The sequence below is a fragment of the Rothia sp. P7208 genome (assembly GCF_048512915.1).
Classification (GTDB): domain Bacteria; phylum Actinomycetota; class Actinomycetes; order Actinomycetales; family Micrococcaceae; genus Rothia.
Genome location: NZ_JBLXXW010000001.1, coordinates 191,269 through 212,276 on the forward strand (window position 1 = coordinate 191,269; position 21,008 = coordinate 212,276).

The window sequence follows — 21,008 nt, forward strand, 5'->3', positions numbered from 1 at the left end:
TTCTCCTAATGTTCTTTCGTTGGCCCGAATTACTGGGCGACCTGAGTGATTTCGAAGGTCTTAGGCTGCTGTGCAGCATGCGGGTGCTCTGCACCTGCATAAACCTTAAGATTTTTCAGCTGCTGTGCTGCAAGCTTATTTTTAGGAAGCATGCCTTTAACAGCTTTCTCTACAGCACGAACTGGATTTGATTCCAAAAGTTCTGCGTAAGAAACTGACTTCAGTCCACCCGGGTAACCGGAGTGACGGTAAGCACGCTTTTGTTCTAGTTTTGCACCGGTTAGTGCAACTTTGCTTGCGTTAACGATGATGACAGAATCGCCAGTATCAACGTGAGGAGCAAAAGTCGGCTTGTGCTTTCCGCGCAGCAGTGTTGCGGTCTGGCTGGCAAGACGACCCAGGATTACGTCAGTAGCGTCAATGACGTGCCACTGGCGTTCTACTTCACCGGGTTTCGGAGTGTAAGTGCGCAAAATTTCGCCTTTGTCTCGTTTGAACAGTTGGCGCTTAGTTGGGTATCGCGCCTAATTACTTATATGCGGTCAACAGGGTTTGGGTGAGGACCAAACGCATCTGCTGTTCTTATATCCTGTACGCTTCACAAATACTTGCTCTGCAACTGAGCTATTTCTGAAGGTATTTCAACCAGGACAGAACACGCACAATATATAAGACTATACATGAGCACAGCCAGTTAATCCACAGGAATCTCTTTTAATTTCGAGTTCCCCATCACATCAAAGCTCTCGACGAGCTCTAGCCTGACGAGCTTGCGTTTCAAAAGCTGCTTCTTCAGGATAGGTAATCTCAGATAAGGCCAGCCCCCATGGTGGCGCAAGACGTATCTGAGAGTCTCGCAACGGGTTTTTGACTCTATCCCCTAGCCACTCACCATCGTGAGCACCAGAACCGACCAAAACTGCTGCAGCAATCAACGAACGAACCATATGATGACAAAAAGCATCAGCTCTAATATCAGCACGAATCAGGCCTTGTTCTGTGCGATGAAAGCTCAACTCACGTAGTTGCCGAATAGTTGTTGCCCCCTCACGAGGCTTACAAAATGACAAAAAATCATGAAGCCCCAATAACCTCTCACACGATTCATTCATCAAGGCAACGTCCAACGGAGTATCTACCTGCCACGCTAAACGACGATACAAAGCAGAATCCCCAAAACAACTACTCCCATCGTCAATTAGGTAACGATAAGAGCGCCCAGTAGCAGAAAAACGAGCATCAAACGTGTGGCAGATAGCAGAAACCGCAAGAATGCGGATACTTCCGTGCAAAAAACCGTTAAAACGAGCAGGCAGTCCCAGCTCTTTTTCAGCCTCAGTGAGTACCCTTCCCAGCACTCCCCTAAGACGACGATTCAACGCCTCAGCCGGCAAGCTTTGGCTCCGCCCAGGAAGACTCTCCCAGCGATTACGCTCAATATCACAATGAACAACCTGATGCGTAGCGTGAACGCCAGCATCTGTCCTACCGCCGACAACCAGACGAACAGGAGTGCGAATAATCATCTCAAGAGCTTGCTCAAGACAGCCCTCAACCGTCACAAGCCCAGGCTGCTTTGCCCAGCCTGCGAAGGGAGTGCCATCATATGCTAAATCGATACGAACACGCTGGTAGTTATCTTCTGCAATATCCACGTATGTCATGATTCTCCTGCACATAGAAAAACTCTGCCGTCCATAGTCTAGCTACGGACGGCAGAGTTTAGCTAAAAGCTATTTGAGGTGAATTATTCAGAAACCTTCTGAGCTGCTTCGCCACCTGCAGGTGCGTAACCTGCAGCTTTAGCGGACTCAGGGGAATCGAACCAGATTTCAGCCTTAGTGCTGGTGTACCAGCGTGAGCCAGGAACGTGATACTTCATGGAATCAGCGTTTCCTTTAACTTCAAAGCCTTCAGGAGCTTCGCCGTTTTCCAAAGGAGCATGTGCGCCAGCAGGAAGAGCGCCGTTATCTGTTGCCGCTTCAGGTGCAGCAGTTTCGGTCTCAGCCGGTGCAGGTGCTTCTTCAGCAACAGCAGCAGAGTTCTTTGCAACGGTGGTTGCTTCGGCTACAGCAGAAGCAGCGGCTACGGGCTCCATTACCAATTCGATAACAGCCATAGGAGCGTTGTCGCCCTTACGGTTACCGATTTTGGTGATACGAGTGTATCCACCAGGACGCTCTGCCATAGCAGGAGCGATTACGGTGAATAGTTCGTGAACCACGGATTTGTCGCTGAGGGAACGTAGAACACGACGGCGTGCAGCCAAATCGCCTTTCTTCGCGAAAGTAATCAAACGTTCTGCAACAGGACGCATACGCTTTGCTTTAGTAACAGTGGTGGTAATGCGCTTATGCTCAAAAAGCTGCTGAGACAGGTTGTTGAGCATGAGGCGCTCGTGTGTAGGGCTTCCGCCGAGGCGAGGACCCTTAGTGGGAGTAGGCATAATTATTTCTCCATGGAATTACTGTTCCATCGCTCCTTTGCGAAGAGTGTGGAACCAAGTTTGTGACCTGAGGTTCGTCTCACCGTAGTGAGGGTATCCGAACCGGGATTAGAAATCGCCGTAAGCGTCGTCGTCGTGCAAACGTGAAGCGAGCTCGAAACCGGGAGGTGAGTCTTTCAACGCAAGACCAAGCTCAGTGAGCTTCGCCTTGACTTCATCGATAGACTTTGCACCGAAGTTACGAATGTCCATAAGGTCAGCTTCACTGCGAGCAACAAGTTCACCCACGGTGTGGATGCCCTCACGCTTGAGGCAGTTATATGAACGAACAGACATTTCCAAATCTTCAATCGGAAGAGCAAGATCAGCTGCCATTGATTCGTCTGCAGGAGACGGACCAACCTCAATACCTTCTGCAGCAGTATTAAGTTCGCGGGCTAGGCCGAAGAGCTCTACCAAAGTGCTACCTGCCGATGCCACAGCATCACGAGGAACGATAGCTTCCTTGGTTTCGACGTCCAAAATTAGGGAGTCGAAGTCGGTACGCTGCTCAACACGAGTTGCGTTAACGCGGAAAGTAACCTTCAACACAGGAGAGTAGATGGAATCGACCGGAATACGACCGATTTCGCCATCACCGGTTTTGTTCTGAGCTGCAGAAACATAGCCACGGCCACGTTCAATAATGAGCTCAGCATCAAAGTTTGCGCTGGAGTTTAAGGTTGCAATGTGCAACTGTGGGTTGTGAATTTCCACGCCGGCTGGAACCTCAATATCGCCTGCAGTGAGTTCGCCTTCACCTTGCTTACGCAAATAAGCGACGACAGGCTCGTCATTCTCAGAAGAGATTGAAAGCTTTTTGATGTTGAGGATAATCTCGGTGACATCTTCGGTAACACCAGGCACGGTGCTGAATTCATGCAAAACACCATCGATGCGGATGCTGGTTACAGCTGCACCTGGAATTGATGAAAGCAACGTCCGGCGAAGGGAGTTACCAAGGGTGTATCCGAAACCCGGTTCAAGGGGTTCGATGGTGAAGCGTGAGCGATTTTCCGCTACGACCTCTTCACTCAGAGTGGGGCGCTGTGCAATGAGCACGATGTTTCCTTTCAGTGAGCATCCGCTATATGAGCTCACAGGTTGGGGAAAACAGGGAATAAGGAAGCAGACGAAGCAGTCTGTCCGGTGATCGGTCTATATCTTTTAGGATGAGAAACCGACCGCCCGAGCACTAGAACTCGGGAGAACCGCATCTTCTAAAAATTAGACGCGACGACGCTTCGGCGGACGGCAGCCGTTGTGAGCGACAGGGGTAACGTCCTGAATCGAACCAACTTCAAGACCAGTTGCCTGAAGTGAACGAATTGCAGTTTCGCGACCGGATCCTGGACCCTTAACGAAAACGTCTACCTTACGAACGCCATGCTCTTGAGCTCGCTTTGCAGCAGTTTCAGCAGCCATCTGAGCTGCGTATGGGGTGGACTTACGTGAGCCCTTGAATCCCATTTCGCCAGCAGACGACCATGAAATGACTGCACCAGAGGGATCAGTAATAGAAACAATGGTGTTGTTAAAAGTGGATTTAATATGTGCCTGACCGGCAACAATATTCTTGCTTACCTTGCGGCGGCTAGTTTTGCGTGCCGCTGCACGAGTCTTGGGAGGCATTTTTGATTCTCCTACAAAGGTTTGGTGAATACGTTGGTCCAACAAGATGTGATGGACTGAAACAACGTGTTATTACTTCTTCTTACCAGCAACGGTACGCTTAGGACCCTTACGGGTACGAGCGTTAGTTTTGGTGCGCTGACCATGTACGGGCAGACCGCGGCGGTGACGCAGACCCTGGTAGCTACCAATCTCAACCTTGCGGCGAATATCTGCAGCAACCTCACGGCGGAGGTCACCTTCAACCTTGTAGTTACCTTCGATGAAGTCACGAAGCGAAACGAGCTGAGCGTCGCTCAGGTCCTTAACGCGCACGTCAGGGCTAATTCCAGTAGCCTCGAGTGTTTCGTGTGCACGGGTTTTACCCACGCCGTAAATGTATGTAAGAGCTACTTCCACGCGCTTTTCGCGGGGAAGATCGACTCCAGCGAGACGTGCCATATTGGCTGTTCTCCTTATTGATATCAGAGGTCTATGGCATCACTGCCTGGAAGTTATCTCCAGTCCCCGGCCTCTGTGTCCGGAGGTATTCTAAAAACCGATATCTTCAGTTTTCAGAAGCGGTGCCTATTTCATGAACCCGTTTTGAAACGGATGAGCATTCCTCAGAGCTATTAAGTGATTAGCCCTGACGCTGCTTGTGGCGCGGATTTTCGCAGATCACCATGACTTTGCCATTACGGCGAATCACTTTGCACTTATCGCAGATCGGCTTAACGCTCGGCTTGACCTTCATCGCATTCCTTTGCGTTGATTGCAATTATTTGCAGTTACAGTTGGGCGGAATAAGAGGTTTCCCTACATGCGTAGAGAACGTTATCCCCTATTTAACGCACGTTAAACGCCGCACGAAGCGACGTTTACTATGCTGTTTATTTATAGCGGTAGACAATACGACCGCGTGAGAGGTCGTAAGGGGACAATTCCACAATAACTCGATCCTCAGGCAGGATTCGAATGTAGTGCTGACGCATCTTGCCTGAGATGTGAGCTAGTACTTTGTGTCCGTTGTCCAACTCAACACGAAACATCGCGTTGGGTAGAGCTTCGACCACAGAACCTTCAATCTCAATGACGCCGTCTTTCTTGGCCATATCCTCCGCTAACGTCGGTGTCTGATGAATCCACATCAGACATTGAACTTATCTTGTGATTTATCTCCACACAGAACACGAGGAACGGTAGAGACAACCAACAATCCAGTGTACGGGATATCTGCTCAAAAGTTAACCCATTTGAGCAATCTTCACGTGATATTGCACTCATTGAGTATATTGCATGGCACAAATTATTCCTGAGCAGCTAGCTGTCCGCATGCTCCGTCAATATCCGACCCGCGAGTATCACGAATCGTCGTTGGAATACCATGAGCACGTAAACGCTCCACAAAATTCTGCTCCACACCTTTACGAGAGGCCGTCCACTTTGAGCCCGGAGTCGGATTCAGCGGAATAGGATTCACATGAACCCAGCCACGTCCTCGCTGGGCGAGCTTCTTCCCCAATAAATCAGCACGCCATCCTTGATCATTAATATCTCGAATTAACGCATACTCAATAGAGATTCGGCGCCCGGTAGTCCGATAATAGCTGTACGCGGCGTCCAACGCCTCATCAACCTTCCAATGAGTGTTAATAGGAATCAGCTCATCGCGTAGTTCATCATCAGGAGCGTGCAAAGATAATGCAAGAGTAATCGGAAGCTTCTCCATCTCAAATTTACGCATACCTGGCACAAGCCCCACGGTAGACATCGTAATACCGCGAGCAGAAATACCAAGACCTTCTGGAGAAGGATCGATTAAACGATGCACCGCACCCATCGTACGTTTATAGTTTGCAAGAGCTTCGCCCATACCCATAAACACGATATTCGACACTCGTAAGGGGCGAGTATCCTCAGCACCATCACCAGCTTGTTCAAGGCCTTTCATCTCTTTGAGGTAACGAGCACCAGCAACCACCTGCTCAACAATTTCTGCAGTTGAAAGATTGCGAGTTAACCCTTGCTGCCCCGTAGCACAGAATGGACAGTTCATACCGCAACCAGCCTGCGAAGAAATACACATCGTCACACGATTCTCGTATCGCATAATGACAGATTCGACCATCGCCCCGTCGAAAAGACGATGAACCACTTTAAGCGTATTACCCTGATCAGCTTCAAGAGTGCGTACCGGAGTTAGAAGCTGCGGCATTGCTTCCAAAACCATTTTTTCACGATTAGCAGCAGGTAAATCCGTCATCAAAGCAGGATCGCTCACCAAACGTTCAAAATAATGTTTTGACAATTGTGCTGCACGAAATGGTTGATAACCAAGTTCCTCTAAAAAAGCGCGACGGCCTTTCATATCAAAATCAGCAATATGACGAGGAGGTTGCTCACGACGTGGGGCACGTAAAGCAATGGTTCCAGGAGCAGGGCGGACATTTGAAATCTCCACCGGAGTTTTTGTGTGAGTTGTACTCATAATATCTTTCTTCATATCTCACCGTATATGGCAGATGAGATTCAATGTGTGATGCGTTCTTCTCTCAAGCAAGCTAAGCGGGGATAGGTTTGACGGTAACACCAAGTTTGGAAAGTTCTTCAGCACCGCCGTCTTCTGCAGTCAAAACCCAAATGCCTTCAGAGTGAAGAGCTACGCTGTGCTCCCATTGACAAGCATCGCCGCCATCAGCGGTAACAATGGTCCACTCATCAGCAAGAGTTCGAGTATCAATTCCACCGGTGACAAGCATCGGTTCAATAGCCAACGCCATCCCCTTCTTCAAGCGGGGGCCTAGATCTCGTGCAGCATAGTTCAGTACTTCGGGAGCCATATGCATTTGGGTTCCGATACCATGTCCAACAAAGTCTTCAATAATTCCGTATTTGTCGCCTGTCTCTGAACGAACAAAATTTTCGATGGCTAAACCGATTTCTCCCACTTTGCGTGCTGTTGCCATCGCAGCGATACCGTGCCACATTGCGGCACGAGTTACTTCAGATAGTTCCCGACGTTCTTGGCTAACTTCTCCGATTAGAGAAGTTCGAGCAGAATCACCATTCCATTTTTTACCGTACGGATCAACGACGATAGCGCCGCCGTCAATAGAAATCATGTCACCAGAAGCTAAGACCCTATCTCCTGGGATACCGTGAACAACCTCATCGTTGACTGAAGTACAAATAGTTGCAGGGTAATCGTAATACCCTAAAAAGTTTGACGTAGCGTTATGTTCTTTCAACACATTCCGAAAAACGACGTCAAGTTCAGCAGTACTTACTCCAGCTTTTGCAGCCTGAACAGCAGCATCTAGTGCACGAGAGGTAACCACTCCAGCTTGAGCCATCCAACGAAGTTGTTGGTCTGTTTTATATTCAATGCGTCCCATCAGAACATCCTTTCCTCAACACTGTGTCAGCACACAACACAGGTACTTATGATTCTTTTAAGCTGTTGTGCCCCCGGAACATGTCGGGGGCACAACAACGTATCAGAATGTTATTTCTTCAAGGCCTCAAGAATACGAGTCGTTACGTCGTCAATTTCGCCAAGACCATCTACTTCTTGAATCAAGGAACGCTCACGGTAGACAGAAAGCAAGGGTGCAGTCTGTTCCTCATATACCTTAAGACGGTGACGAATGACTTCTTCCGTATCGTCGGTGCGTCCTTGTTCAGCAGCGCGCCCAAGAAGACGTTCTACGAGTTCATCGTTATCAGCAATGAGCAAAAGTACCTGGTCAATTTCTTGCCCAAGTTCTTTGAGAATCTCATCGAGTTCAGTCACCTGAGCAGTATTGCGAGGGTATCCGTCGAGAAGGAAACCATCTCGAGCATCTTCTTCAGCTAGACGAGCACGCACCATGTTGTTGGTGACGGAGTCTGGTACGAGGTTTCCAGCGTCGATATAGCTTTTTGCTTCTTTTCCAAGAGGAGTTTCTTCCTTAATGTTTTTACGGAAGATGTCACCGGTTGAGATAGCAGGAATATTGAGCTTTTCTGCAATGCGAGCAGCTTGGGTTCCTTTACCTGCACCGGGAGGTCCAATGATGAGCAAACGATTCATCGTAGCAATCCTTTGTAATTGTGTTGTTGTAGCTGAGCGTCAATCTGTTTCACGGTATCCAAACCAACGCCAATAACAATGAGCAATGAGGTACCGCCAAATGGGAAGTTCTGGTTTGCGTTAAACAGTACCAACGCAGTAAGCGGAATCATCGCGATAGTTGCCAAGTACAAGGCACCTGGCAAAGTAATACGGTTTAGAACATATGAAAGATATTCTTGGGTGTCTCGTCCTGCACGAACTCCAGGGATAAAGCCACCGTATTTCTTCATATTTCCGGCAACTTCTTCGGTGTTGAAGGTGATAGAAACATAGAAATATGCGAAGCCTAGAATCATGAAGAAGTAGAGAATCATGTAAAGAGGGTGATCTCCTCGAACAAGATAGGTGTTAATCCAGTTGACCCATTCTGGAGGAGCAGTACCGTCACGAGGAGTGTTGAAATTCGCAATCAAACCAGGAACAAGAAGCATAGACGAAGCGAAAATCAGCGGGATAACGCCGGCCATATTCACTTTCAAGGGGATATACGTTGAACGAGTTTGTACCGTCCGACGACCAACCATGCGCTTTGCATATTGGACGGGGATACGGCGCTGTGATTGTTCAACGAAAACAACGGCGATAATGACGACGAATCCTATAGCACAGATGGCGGCAAAGACCCCCCACCCTTGAGATTTAGCGATGCTACCCAAGGAAGTCGGAAATTGCGCTGCAATAGAGGTGAAAATCAGCAAGGACATGCCATTACCGACGCCTTTTTCGGTGATTTGCTCACCTAGCCACATGATAACGCCTGTTCCTGCGGTAAGAACGATGATAATCAGAAGGATATGCGCCAGGCTCTCATCAGGAATAATAGGAAGTGGACACTCCCCTAGCAAAGTTCCAGTACGAGCCAAAGTAACAATTGTGGTTGCGTTCAATAGGGCAAGACCAATTGTCAGATAACGGGTGTACTGGGTCAGTTTGGTTTGTCCCTGTGGCCCTTCTTGATGGAGTTGTTCAAAGCGTGGAATAACGACCCTCAACAACTGCACAATAATAGAAGCAGTAATATAAGGCATCACGCCAAGAGCAAAAATTGACAGCTGCAGCAATGCGCCACCGCTAAAGAGGTTCACCACATCATAAACGCCTCCGGTAGTATTACCGAGCGCTAGACATTGCTGAACGTTGCCGTAAGAGATACCTGGTGCTGGAATGAAAACACCAAAACGGTACACTACGATAATGCCCAGGGTGAACAGCAGCTTACGCCGCAAATCGCGGGTTTTAAAAGCCCGACCGAACGCACTAAGCACATGTCCTCCTGTAAATATAAGTTGGGTCAATGCACCGTTTTATTCTGAGCTTTAAACTCATCATGGCACGATGCTGTACACAGTCTCATTTAGTCTAGCTTGTTTAGAGGGTGAACGACATAATCTCAAGACTTAACTTGCCCTAATATCAGCGAAAATGTGGCGAAGAATAACTTTAAAGAGCGAACGGCCTCGCATGCTGTAGCGCGTGCTACATCATGCGAGGCCGTTCGTGTTTTGAGCTAAGCTATATTACTTAACAGTAACGGTGCCGCCAGCTGCTTCAATCTTTTCGATAGCAGACTTGGAAGCTTTATCAACGGTGATGTTGATTTTAACGTTAAGTTCGCCGTCGCCGAGAACCTTAACCAATTCGTTTTTACGAACTGCTCCCTTAGCTACGAGTGCGTCAACGGTAACGTCGCCACCCTCGGGGAAGAGTTCCGCAAGACGATCCAAGTTAACAACCTGGTATTCGGTGCGGAAAGGGTTCTTGAAGCCACGAAGCTTTGGAAGGCGCATATGCAATGGAAGCTGTCCACCTTCAAAGCCAGGACGAACCTGGTAACGTGCCTTAGTACCTTTGGTACCACGACCTGCAGTTTTACCCTTTGAGCCTTCACCGCGGCCTACGCGGGTCTTTGCTTTGTGAGCACCCGGTGCGGGGCGCAGATCGTGAATTTTAATAGCGTCTTGTGCCATCTTTATTTGACCTCCTGAACCTTCACCAAGTGAGCAACGGTGTTAACCATGCCGCAGGTGACGGGGTCTGCAGTGCGAACAACTTTGTTGCCTGGGCGCTTAAGACCTAGGGAACGAAGGGTATCGCGCATGTTCTGCTTCTGTCCGACGTAAGACTTAATCTGAGTAATCTCAAGTTTAGCGTCGCTGGGCTGAATTCGCTTACCGGCCATTACGCACCTGCCTTATCAGACTTGGACTTGAGCAAGAAGTTAGGAATAACTTCATCCTGAGCAAGACCACGGCGTGCAGCAACAGCTGCAGGCTCTTCAAGCTGCTTGAGCGCTGCGACAGTTGCGTGAACAATGTTAATCTGGTTTGAGGAGCCCAAAGACTTGGAAAGCACATCGTGAACGCCAGCTGCTTCAAGAACGAGGCGTACAGGACCACCAGCAATGATACCGGTACCTGCTGTTGCAGGGCGAAGCATAACAACGCCAGCTGCTGCCTCACCTTGAACACGGTGAGGGATGGTGCGACCATCAACGCGAGGAATGCGGAAGAAATTCTTCTTTGCTTCCTCAACGGCTTTAATAATCGCTGCAGGAACTTCTTTAGCCTTACCGTAACCGATACCGACCATGCCGTTACCGTCACCGACGACCATCAAAGCGGTGAAGCTAAAGCGACGACCACCCTTGACGACCTTAGAAACACGGTTAAGGGTTACGAGACGCTCGATGTATTTCTCGCGTTCCTCTTCACGACCACGGTTTCCGCGGCGTTCACCACGGTTGCCACGACGCTCGCCACGGTTGCCGCGGCGCTCTTCACGTGCAGAGGAGTTCTCGGTGGTTTCAACTGCTTCAGCGGTTGTTTCAGTCACCTGAGTTTCCTTTTCATTTACTGTCTGTTCGCTCATTAGAGTGCCAGACCTCCTTCGCGTGCGCCTTCAGCCACTGCTGCTACACGACCGTGGTATTTGTTACCACCGCGGTCGAAGACAACGGCTTCGATGCCAGCTGCTTTCGCACGTTCGGCAACGAGTTCGCCAACGCGCTTAGCTTTTGCAGTTTTATCCATTTCAGCGTTACGCAATTCAGTTTCCATGGTGGAAGCTGATGCAAGAGTGTGACCCTTAACATCGTCAATGATTTGCACGAACATGTGACGGGTGGAACGGGTGACGCTCAGACGAGGACGTACAGCGGTGCCAGATACGTACTTGCGAACGCGTACGTGACGACGCTTGCGCGCAGCTGCCTTTGACTTGATAGCCATTATTACTTACCAGCCTTTCCGACCTTGCGGCGGATTTGCTCGCCTTCGTAGCGAACACCTTTGCCTTTGTAAGGATCAGGCTTACGGAGACCGCGGATGTTAGCGGCGACCTGACCAACCTGTTGCTTGTTAATACCAGAAACGGTCAGCTTGTTCGCGCCCTCAACGGTGAAAGTAATTCCTTCAGGAGCTTTCACAGAAATCGGGTGGGAGTATCCCAAAGCGAATTCTAGGTCGGAGCCCTTTGCCATTACGCGGTAACCGGTACCAACGATTTCGAGCTTCTTTGCATAGCCTTCAGTTACACCGACAATCATGTTATTGATGAGGGTGCGGGAAAGACCATGGAGAGCGCGAGAAGTGCGCTCGTCATTCGGACGGGAAACAGTGATTACACCGTCTTCCAAAGCAACAGTGATAGGTGCAGAGATCTCGCGGGACAATTCGCCCTTAGAGCCCTTTACGGTAACCAAGTTGCCATCAATCTTTACCTCAACGCCGGCAGGAACCGAGATGGGGAGACGTCCAATACGTGACATTCTTCTTCCTTTCTCTTCTTACCGACTACCAGATGTAAGCGACGACTTCGCCGCCAACACCCTTCTTCGCTGCCTGCTTGTCAGTAAGCAGACCTGAAGAGGTGGACAGGATTGCGATACCGAGTCCACCGTGAACCTGAGGAAGGTTGGTGGATTTTGCGTATACACGCAAACCCGGCTTGGAAATACGGCGAACGCCTACGATGGAACGTTCACGCGAGGGGCCAAATTTGAGGTTAAGAGTAAGGGTCTTACCGACCTTTGCATCTTCTACCTGAAATTCAGCGATGTAGCCTTCAGCTTTAAGAATTTCCGCAATGCGGCCTTTGAGCTTGGAGTAAGGCATAGATACGGTGTCGTGGTATGCCGAGTTTGCGTTACGCAAACGGGTCAGCATATCTGCGACAGGATCTGTCATAGTCATGGTGGGCTCTTGCCCTTCCTCGTTATGGTTTCCTCTCCCCTACAAGTTTGTAGTTTTAGGAGGGACCTACAACGTAGTCGTTACTTGGTCTTAAAAGGGAAGCCAAGCGCTTTAAGCAATGCGCGGCCTTCGTCGTCAGTTTTTGCGGAGGTCACAATGGTGATATCCATACCGCGGACGCGATCGATGGTGTCCTGATCAATTTCGTGGAACATGGACTGTTCGGTCAAACCGAAAGTGTAGTTACCATTACCGTCGAACTGCTGATCGGATAGACCGCGGAAGTCGCGGATACGAGGCAGTGCGAGAGTAATCAAACGATCGAGGAATTCCCACATACGGTCGCCACGTAGAGTGACGTGAGCGCCGATAGGCTGACCTTCACGCAGTTTGAACTGTGCGATGGATTTCTTCGCGCGGGTTACGAGAGGTTTCTGACCGGTAATTGCGGTGAGGTCGCGAATAGCGCCGTCCATGAGTTTTGCGTCGCGAGCAGCTTCGCCAACACCCATGTTTACAACAACCTTAAGAACCTTGGGAGCCTGCATCACGTTGGAGTAGTTGAACTGCTCCTGCAGAGCTGGGGTAACCTCTTCGTTGAACTTAGTCTTGAAGCGAGGGGTAATCTTGGTTTCGGTCATTAGATGTCCTTACCTGAGCTCTTGGCGTAACGTACGCGAACGGTACGAGTTTTGCCATTACGCTCTTCTGTCTCGAGGCGGAAACCAACGCGAGTCGGCTTTTTGGTCTCGGGATCAACGATTGCTACGTTAGATACGTGAATCGGTGCCTCGACCTTTTCGATTCCACCGGCTGCACCGGTCATCGGGTTTGCCTTGTTGTGCTTGGTGACGATTTTTACGCCCTCAACGAGCACACGGTTGGTCTTCGGGAAGACGCGCAGAACTTTACCCTGCTTACCGCGATCTGCACCTGAGATGACCTGTACGAGGTCACCGGACTTGATCTTAGCCATGAGTTAGAGCACCTCCGGAGCAAGCGAGATAATTTTCATGAACTTCTTATCGCGCAACTCACGCCCAACTGGCCCGAAGATACGGGTACCACGGGGGTCGCCATCAGTATTCTTGATGATGACTGCGGAGTTCTCATCGAATTTAATGTAGGAGCCGTCTGGGCGACGGGTTTCCTTCTTGGTACGGACGACAACTGCTTTAACAACGTCGCCCTTCTTAACGGTACCGCCAGGGATTGCGTCCTTAACGGTTGCGACGATGATGTCGCCAATGCCTGCGTAACGACGGGAAGAACCACCGAGAACACGGATGGTCAGGATTTCCTTCGCACCGGTGTTGTCAGCGACCTTCAGTCGTGACTCCTGCTGAATCATATTTCTCCTGTCGTCTCGCCGGTTCCAGCCGCACGGTATGTTGTGGACTAGCCTTGCGGAACATTTTTACGGGATGTTTGACGCACCGGTCCCTCATCGTTGCGATGCGGGTTGGCGGATACGCCTGGGATTAATCCATGCCAGGAACATTTGGACCCGCTAGTAAAGCGGGCGAACCCCGCTAGTAAAGCGGCATTATGCTTTGGCACGAAAAAATCCGTGGTTAAACGTCTGGGTATAAAAACCCATACAAACGAATACTCTAGCACAGTTTTTCTCACCTAAGACAGCCCTTAACCAGAAGATATTCCTGTAATTAACGACACTTAGAATAAACCTTAAAAAGAAGTAGGGCACTCAAAATATTTTTTGAGCGCCCTACTCCTTCAGGATAAGAGTCTTAGCTACAACAAGACTCCTAGTTTCTCAACGAAACACTACTTACTTTTTTGCGCTAGCTTCAAAAGTAGCGTTCTGAGCAAAACGGTAAACGAACGCTGCCATAGCGTCACGCTTGTTGTTTTCATAAGGACGGTAGGTGTTATCTTCCCAGCCCTTGCTGATGCCGTTTTCTTTCATCCATGCGATTTCCTTGTGGAAGATGTCTGCATTAGAAACATCTTTGAAGGAGTGAGCAGGCTCAGTGAATTCAGGAGAACCAGCCGCACGGTAGAAGAATGCTGCCATAGCGTCACGCTTGATAGGCTCAGAGGGGCGGTAAGTACCATCAGCCCAACCGGTGGTGATACCGGCCTGGTGCAACCATGCAATTTCCTTATAGAACACGTGATCGGTAGGAACGTCCTTGAAAGGAGATTCTTCAGGAGCATGGTAGCGAGGTGAACCAGCTAGACGGTACATGTACGCAGCCATTGCACCACGATCAATGTTTTCGAAAGGACGGTAAGTTCCATCAGACCATCCCTTAGCAACACCGTGCTCGCCAACCCACTGAATTTCGTTGTGGAAGATGACGCTGTCATTGTTGTCCTTGAAGGAAACAACAGTGAAGTCTTTATCGGTAGTCTTGGTTAGCTCAGGGTATCCCTGGAAATCAACCTTAGTGGGCTCAACAACTTTAGCTTCGGAATCCATTGCAGCAGCTGGAGCACCAACGGTGAAATCAAAGGTCACTGAACGACCGTTATCGTTCTGAGCCAGAGAACCACTCAAGAAGGTTACAGAATGTTCAGTTCCAGCAGCCCACTCGTCAGCAGTAGCAGTGGAGTTCTCGGGGGTAGGGAACGGCAAGGTTGCAGTCCAAGAACCGTCAGTGCCAGCTTGAACGACACCGTAGACAGTCTTATTTGGAATAGCTTTTCCGTTGACAGGGTTGGTTACAGGTTCAAGAACGCTTACTCCACCCATGTCAAACTTCGCAGCAAGTACAGAACCTACACCATCTTTAGTGGTCCAACCGGTACCACTAAAGACAAGATCCTTACCGTTTTCTGCGGTCTTAACTCCGGTTACAGTAGCACCATCAGAGTTGGTGACGGTGTCTTTCTCTGCATGAGAAGCATCAGCTGCGTCATCGGTTTTGACGTCAACAGTGAAACGAGTGAAGGAGTTAGCATCAATGCTGATGTCTTCACCTAGAATCATAGTCTTGTTGCCAGGAGCAGGCTTACCTGTCGCAAAATCAAGTGCGAACGGAACATTAACACCTTCAGCGTAAGTTCCTTTATCGACAGCGAAAACAGAACCGTCGTTTGCAAGAGCGAGGTCGTTTGTCTTCTCTTCACCGGTGTTGACATCAGCAACAAGTTTTCCTGCAGCTGCGTCAATAACGCCTACAGAGCCTTGACCGAAGTCTGCGACGTATACGAGGTCACGCTCTTCATCGTTGACAATACCCAATGCACGAGTACCGAAGGGAATGCTCTTCTTGAAAGCGTGGCTATCAAGGTCATAGACGGTAACGCCAGAGTTCTTACCATCTTTACCCTGAGAAGAAATGTAGATTTCACGCAAGGAATGATCGATAGCAACACCAGAGGGGTAAACATCTGCATCAGGATCATCAGCGTGGACAGTAAATTCACCAGCAAGAGTGAAGGTATCCAAGTTAATCAGCTGAACAGTTCCGCTAGAACGCTCTGGAACGTACAACAAACCAGCGTTCTCGTCGATAGTGGGGTTCATGGTGAGAACACGGACATCGCTTTCAGGTTTGATAGCGAGGTTCTTAATCTCATGGCTTGTAAGGTCTACAGACCAAACGTTGTAACGTCCGGTGATGTATGCCTTGTTGTGCTTGTTGTCAATAATGACAGAACGTGGGTGTTCGATGTCTGGCTCGCTGGCAAGAACGTCATAGTTCGTCCAGAGGAGTTCCATCGTGTCCTGATCATAGACAGAGATTGAATCGGTACGAGTATTAGTAACCCATACGGTGTTGTTAACGTCATCTACGGCAATACCAAAAGCACCCATGTATGAGAAACCAGCTTTAACTCCGGTGCCGGAGCGAGCAGCAGGAAGCTCTGCCACTGCTTCAATTTTCATGGTCTCAGGATTAACTCGAGCAATAGTAGATACGGTGTTGGTACGAAGGAACGAACCAGTAACCCACATCTTGTTATGAGTCTTGGAGTATGCGGCCTGATACTGACCAGGAATACCCTGGGTCTGTTGTGCATCAACACTGATGGAGCGTGCCGGCTCATGCGCCTGAGCTGGAACAACAAAAGAAGATCCAAGCAAAGAGAGCGCGCTCATACCAACTAAAGCAGAAGTAGTGAAGCGATTGCGCTTGTTGAGATTCATAATATTCCCATCGGAGGACTAGGTGTAAAAACCTGAAAGTGTAATCGGTTTGTCCTTCTGAATAAAATCCCTCTACGGGGTTCATGAAGAACCGTAATTAAGGATGTCCTATTTACCTGTTGAGTGCAAGCTAATTTAATAAATAGGTTATATTTTTCATTCCTAATTGACCATTGCTTCAAAAGCCCGTAAACTCAACAAATTTCACGAACTTCACCTCTCACCCTCGATGGCATCGCTGACAACTTTTCATGAAAAGCACTCTCACTACACAACCTGAGAATATCCTCAATATTCAGCAATAAATACATGACGTTTTATGAACAAAAACCTGACAGATAGTTAAGAAAAATCACTCCTGCATAAGGTCAGAATCTCTTGAACCCGAGACGGTTGAACCAACGACGGATGAATACCCTTAATATGATGAACTCGCACACGAGGAGCCTGCTTCACCCACGCAGAAGCATCCAAGAAAGGCTGATCATCATGAGCAACAGCAATCACAACGGTATCGCCCTCAAACACACGTTGAGTAGAAGAACGCATCAACCGAGTGTGATACCCCATCGTACGAATACATGTCTGAAGGTCTCGCTCCCCCAAATGCCCTAGCGCAGAGCCAGAGCCTTTCAAAAGCTCAACAGCCCGCCCCAAAGACAACGGAGACTCTTCCGTATCAACACCTCCCATACGTAATAACGCACGGTAGGTGTCCTCTTTACTCGGTTCATCCACAGAATCCCATTGTTGGGCAGGATAACCATCAAGAATCACACACTGTTTAACCTTCATCCCACGAGCGCTTGCCAAAGATGCAACATCCACTGAAACAGTTCCGCCAACAGACCAGCCCACTAGATAAAACGTCGATAGCTCCAAGCTCTCAAGCAAACCAACATAATATAGGGCTAATTCTTCGATGCTCTGAGGCTCAGGATATTCGGGGTCCTCATAATGTGGAGTCTGCAAAAGAACAACTGAAGCATCTTCTGGTAAATGCGCCACATACGAAGAATAGCTCCACCCTAACCCGCCAGCAGGCGCTAAAAAGACCCACGGTATTTGCTCGCGAGCGCCTTCCCTGAGTATCAACACGTGAGAGAACTCTCGACGTTCATCATGGCCTATAGCAGCTGAAAGCTCTCGTGGCGTAGGAGCAGCAAAAATCATTCCTAACGTACAGCTCATACCCAAACGACGCTCTAATACAGCAACCAGCTCTAAAGCTTTCAGAGAATTACCCCCAGCAAGAAGGAAATTCTCTTGAGGTCCGTATTGTTCTACCCCAAGGACTTCTGCAAACAAATCACAGAGTTGCTCTTCTTGGAAAGATTCGGGGGCATCTGAAATTGTTCGAGACAAACCATAATCAACATTTATGAGAGATTTTCTATCAATTTTTCCACTGGCGCTAACCGGCAATTCAGGAAGCACCGCCCAAAGAGTAGGAACCATATAAGGTGCAAGATGTTCAGCACAATCATGGCGAACTTGAGCAATAGAATCCTCAACGAGGTTTTCATCATAGGGTTCAGACATCTCATAAATTGCAGCTAATACAGGTTCAGATCCACGATATTCAATACGAGCAATACCCGAACGAACCGCAGCAGAAGCGTTTAAAACACTCTCTACCTCACCTAGTTCAAGACGTTGCCCACCAATTTTGACTTGAGCGTCGTTACGACCGCGATAGGTAATCGTCCCATCTTTATTCCACTGTGCAATGTCTCCCGTCCGATAGCAACGTTCACCGGTAGAAGGCATCGTCAAAAAGCTACGTTTGTTGGCTTCATCGTTACCGCAATACCCTTGAGAGAGTTGAACTCCGGCAAGTACAAGTTCGCCGGTCACACCGGCAGGTACGATAGCGCCCGTAGGATCAACGATATAGCAATGAGTGTTCCACACCGGCTTGCCGATAGGAATAGGTTGACGTTGAGGTTCTTCTGCCGTATCAAAATAGGTCACATCCACGGCAGCTTCGGTAGGGCCATAAAGGTTAAGAGGATAAACACCTAATAGTTGATAAGTGCCCACCACATGTTCTGTTAACAGGGCTTCACCACTGCATACTACATACCGTAGTTTTTTAGAATCATACGTTTGAAGAACACGTGAAGCAGCCGGCGAGTTAAGGAAAAGAGTCAGCATAGCTGGCACAAAATGAACGCAGGTAACGTCTTGTTCACAGATAACCCGTGCAAGGTATACGGGGTCTTTATGCCCTTCCGGAGCAGCAATCAGCACGGTGGCACCTTCTTGTAACGGCCAGTACAGCTCCCACACATGAACATCAAAAGAAATAGGGGTCTTGTGTAGCACCACATCACCGTAAAAAAGCGGAATCTGATGTTGTTGCCAACGAAGACGGTTATCAATCGCACGATGAGAAATAGCAGCACCTTTAGGACGCCCTGTAGACCCAGACGTGAACAAAATATAGGCAGTATCTTCCAAAGATAAGTATTCACCAGGATAGCGCTCAGACAATATATTTTGTTCCGAAGCTATCTCCACCAAACAATCCCAGTGGACATCAGGGATTGGTGGTGTCAAGGAACTATCCCAAGAGGGTGTATGAGGCCCCTGGATGATTAAACGGATGTTAGCATCTTGCCCCATAGAGCTGACGCGTTCTGCTGGTAGCTCCGGTAAAAGAGGTACGTATACAGCACCAGCATAGAGCAAACCATATACCGCAATATACTGTTCAATACCACGGTGAAAACGAAGCCCTACAGCATCACCGGCTAAAACCCCATGGGCTTTGAGCGCACACGCAAAAAGCCGTGCCTGAGTATCTAGCTCCGCATAGGTCAGCTCTTTATCACAGTTTAAAGCTTCCGGTTCATCACAATGTATTGCCCCACTTGCTCGTACCGCAATAGCCTCCGGTGTTTTTCTCACCTGATGTTGAAAACGCTCTAAAAGGCTGCAGTACTTTATGGCATGATTCGTGCTATTAAACTTTTCCAGTTCAAGAAGTTCTTCTGCGGTGCATACGCTCAATATTTTTTCATCATCTTCAGCAACAATAGCCTGAGCCCATTCTTTGAGCCAAGACATAAGGCGCCTAAGGTGTTGTTGAACCTCATCTACGCTATAAAGAGCAGAGTTAGCATCAATTTCGCAGCTGATACCTTGCCCCCGTCCAGGCATACCGCGAAAACAGAACGTCATATCATCAACAGGTCCGGCGTTGAGGTTATGTAAGATAACACTTCCTTCTGGAACCCGAAAAGACGCATCAAAAGGAACAACATTAATTTGCGCACCAAAAAGACGCCCCTGATGACGTTGAGCTAAACGTTCAAGTTCTTCTTGACGAACGAACGCATAACGCTGGTTGCGTTGCTGTTGCTGCTGAACCTGACGTATTTGTTCTGTCCCCGATAAGCCGGCAGAGACAAGCACTGGTAACACGTTGACTGCGGTACAGCCTATTTGTGCACACGCAGCAGCTAATGGTTGTTGCTGGTCAGGAAGCATCCGGTTCATTTGAGGAACGCCCACCGACACATGCTGGTTATAGCTCACTCGTGTTAGGTATGCCCCAATACCAGCAATGACCACAGTAGGCCACGCAACACGACATTTCTGGCTCACCTCCAGCAAGAGTTTTTCGGTGCATTGTTCCAACTCAGCACGTGCCCTCCACGGATACGGTGAAGCAGACTCACGATAACCGGCAATCGTAGTATCAGGCTGGCAAAGGACTCCTTGCAACGCTTGAGCATTCTCGTCGTATGGTTCTTGGGTATTCCACGGAGGATTTGATGCCCAGAAGTTATATTGCAACTGCTGGATACTATGTGCCTGTTCATCAGCATCAAGGAGAGATTTTAAAGAACCTCGTCTTATCGTAGGTATCGGTTGCCCTTGCCTCAACGTACGATAAATGCTCAATACACGGCTTAAAGCGTTAAAAACAGCAAAACCATCAGCAACACTATGATGAAAGATATGAACCAACCATAAACGTCCCTGCCATAAGATTCCTTGGCTACGAACAGTCTGCCCAGCCGCGAGATCTAGAGGCAAACGCATCAGCTGAAGAGCCCAGCGAGCAACCGGAGCCGGCAAGGATGAATGCCCGTGAACGTATTCCTCGTCTAGGTCTTGACCAGATTCTTGAGAGAGCTCAACGATAGGAAATAGTGGGTTGATCTCAACAAAATCGTCAAGAGATATAAGACGTTGTTGAGGTTTCCCGTCAAAGACTCTTAGCTGTACACGAAAACTTTCATTTTCTTGATACACCTGTTGCAATCCTTGACGTAGCAACTGTATATCCATCTCTTCTGGGCATTCTAGAACCTCGGCAGTGTTATAGCAGGGGTTTTCGGGATCTAGTTCTTGGGCAAAGAAAATACCACGAGCAGAAGAAATCAGCGGTAGCCACTGGTCTTGTGGGGAGGAAGATACACAATCCATCGTTGAGGTGTCTTTTCTCTAAATCCTAATTTTTATGGTGAGCGT

23 protein-coding genes are annotated in these 21,008 nt (G+C 48.7%); all 23 read right to left on the reverse strand.

Going from position 1 to position 21,008, the window contains the following annotated elements:
- Positions 1–29 precede the first annotated feature (29 nt).
- The gene (gene rplM, locus ACN084_RS00870; RefSeq protein WP_419102915.1) at positions 30–473 is read right to left on the reverse strand and encodes a 50S ribosomal protein L13; all 444 of its coding nucleotides are present in this window, start codon (positions 471–473) and stop codon (positions 30–32) included.
- Positions 474–737: 264 nt separating this feature from the next.
- The gene (gene truA / locus ACN084_RS00875; protein ID WP_419105615.1) at positions 738–1,664 is read right to left on the reverse strand and encodes a tRNA pseudouridine(38-40) synthase TruA; all 927 of its coding nucleotides are present in this window, start codon (positions 1,662–1,664) and stop codon (positions 738–740) included.
- Positions 1,665–1,747: 83 nt separating this feature from the next.
- Positions 1,748–2,446: a 50S ribosomal protein L17 gene (gene rplQ / locus ACN084_RS00880; protein WP_419105616.1), complete on the reverse strand. Its 699-nt coding sequence runs from the start codon at positions 2,444–2,446 to the stop codon at positions 1,748–1,750.
- A gap of 108 nt (positions 2,447–2,554) precedes the next feature.
- On the reverse strand, positions 2,555–3,547 hold the full coding sequence (locus ACN084_RS00885; protein WP_419100845.1) for a DNA-directed RNA polymerase subunit alpha: 993 nt from the start codon (positions 3,545–3,547) through the stop codon (positions 2,555–2,557).
- 165 nt (positions 3,548–3,712) lie between these two features.
- Positions 3,713–4,117, reverse strand: a complete 405-nt coding sequence (gene rpsK / locus ACN084_RS00890) for a 30S ribosomal protein S11 (protein WP_419100846.1) — start codon at positions 4,115–4,117, stop codon at positions 3,713–3,715.
- A 72-nt stretch (positions 4,118–4,189) separates the two neighbouring features.
- Positions 4,190–4,558, reverse strand: a complete 369-nt coding sequence (gene rpsM, locus ACN084_RS00895) for a 30S ribosomal protein S13 (protein WP_419100847.1) — start codon at positions 4,556–4,558, stop codon at positions 4,190–4,192.
- A gap of 181 nt (positions 4,559–4,739) precedes the next feature.
- Positions 4,740–4,853: a 50S ribosomal protein L36 gene (rpmJ, locus tag ACN084_RS00900; protein ID WP_419100848.1), complete on the reverse strand. Its 114-nt coding sequence runs from the start codon at positions 4,851–4,853 to the stop codon at positions 4,740–4,742.
- 136 nt (positions 4,854–4,989) lie between these two features.
- Positions 4,990–5,211 (reverse strand): translation initiation factor IF-1, encoded by a 222-nt coding sequence (infA, locus tag ACN084_RS00905; RefSeq protein ID WP_419100849.1) that lies wholly within the window; start codon positions 5,209–5,211, stop codon positions 4,990–4,992.
- A gap of 194 nt (positions 5,212–5,405) precedes the next feature.
- Positions 5,406–6,587 carry a 23S rRNA (adenine(2503)-C(2))-methyltransferase RlmN gene (gene rlmN, locus ACN084_RS00910; RefSeq protein ID WP_419105617.1) on the reverse strand — a complete coding sequence of 394 codons (1,182 nt, stop codon included), beginning with the start codon at positions 6,585–6,587 and terminating at the stop codon, positions 5,406–5,408.
- A gap of 73 nt (positions 6,588–6,660) precedes the next feature.
- Positions 6,661–7,494, reverse strand: a complete 834-nt coding sequence (gene map, locus ACN084_RS00915) for a type I methionyl aminopeptidase (protein WP_419105618.1) — start codon at positions 7,492–7,494, stop codon at positions 6,661–6,663.
- A 110-nt stretch (positions 7,495–7,604) separates the two neighbouring features.
- The gene (locus ACN084_RS00920; protein ID WP_419100852.1) at positions 7,605–8,171 is read right to left on the reverse strand and encodes an adenylate kinase; all 567 of its coding nucleotides are present in this window, start codon (positions 8,169–8,171) and stop codon (positions 7,605–7,607) included.
- A complete protein-coding gene (gene secY / locus ACN084_RS00925; protein WP_419105619.1) occupies positions 8,168–9,478 on the reverse strand; it encodes a preprotein translocase subunit SecY in 1,311 nt (436 codons plus the stop codon). Before secY ends, ACN084_RS00920 begins: the two co-directional genes overlap by 4 nt.
- 252 nt (positions 9,479–9,730) lie before the next feature.
- Positions 9,731–10,180 carry a 50S ribosomal protein L15 gene (gene rplO, locus ACN084_RS00930; RefSeq protein WP_419100854.1) on the reverse strand — a complete coding sequence of 150 codons (450 nt, stop codon included), beginning with the start codon at positions 10,178–10,180 and terminating at the stop codon, positions 9,731–9,733.
- 2 nt (positions 10,181–10,182) lie between these two features.
- Complete coding sequence (gene rpmD / locus ACN084_RS00935; RefSeq protein ID WP_419100855.1) at positions 10,183–10,392, reverse strand: 50S ribosomal protein L30; 210 nt, start codon at positions 10,390–10,392, stop codon at positions 10,183–10,185.
- On the reverse strand, positions 10,392–11,081 hold the full coding sequence (gene rpsE, locus ACN084_RS00940) for a 30S ribosomal protein S5 (RefSeq protein ID WP_419100856.1): 690 nt from the start codon (positions 11,079–11,081) through the stop codon (positions 10,392–10,394). Before rpsE ends, rpmD begins: the two co-directional genes overlap by 1 nt.
- The gene (rplR, locus tag ACN084_RS00945; protein WP_419100857.1) at positions 11,081–11,440 is read right to left on the reverse strand and encodes a 50S ribosomal protein L18; all 360 of its coding nucleotides are present in this window, start codon (positions 11,438–11,440) and stop codon (positions 11,081–11,083) included. Before rplR ends, rpsE begins: the two co-directional genes overlap by 1 nt.
- Positions 11,441–11,442: 2 nt before the next feature.
- Positions 11,443–11,979, reverse strand: coding sequence for a 50S ribosomal protein L6 (gene rplF, locus ACN084_RS00950; RefSeq protein WP_419100858.1), 537 nt, complete (start codon positions 11,977–11,979; stop codon positions 11,443–11,445).
- Positions 11,980–12,004: 25 nt separating this feature from the next.
- Complete coding sequence (gene rpsH, locus ACN084_RS00955; RefSeq protein WP_419100859.1) at positions 12,005–12,403, reverse strand: 30S ribosomal protein S8; 399 nt, start codon at positions 12,401–12,403, stop codon at positions 12,005–12,007.
- Between the two features lie 80 nt (positions 12,404–12,483).
- Positions 12,484–13,044, reverse strand: coding sequence for a 50S ribosomal protein L5 (gene rplE, locus ACN084_RS00960; protein ID WP_419100860.1), 561 nt, complete (start codon positions 13,042–13,044; stop codon positions 12,484–12,486).
- Positions 13,044–13,379 (reverse strand): 50S ribosomal protein L24, encoded by a 336-nt coding sequence (gene rplX / locus ACN084_RS00965; RefSeq protein WP_419100861.1) that lies wholly within the window; start codon positions 13,377–13,379, stop codon positions 13,044–13,046. Before rplX ends, rplE begins: the two co-directional genes overlap by 1 nt.
- 3 nt (positions 13,380–13,382) lie before the next feature.
- A complete protein-coding gene (rplN, locus tag ACN084_RS00970) occupies positions 13,383–13,754 on the reverse strand; it encodes a 50S ribosomal protein L14 (RefSeq protein ID WP_419100862.1) in 372 nt (123 codons plus the stop codon).
- Positions 13,755–14,195: 441 nt separating this feature from the next.
- On the reverse strand, positions 14,196–16,523 hold the full coding sequence (locus ACN084_RS00975; RefSeq protein ID WP_419105620.1) for an S-layer homology domain-containing protein: 2,328 nt from the start codon (positions 16,521–16,523) through the stop codon (positions 14,196–14,198).
- A gap of 342 nt (positions 16,524–16,865) precedes the next feature.
- Complete coding sequence (locus tag ACN084_RS00980; RefSeq protein WP_419105621.1) at positions 16,866–20,963, reverse strand: amino acid adenylation domain-containing protein; 4,098 nt, start codon at positions 20,961–20,963, stop codon at positions 16,866–16,868.
- Between the last annotated feature and the right edge of the window lie 45 nt (positions 20,964–21,008).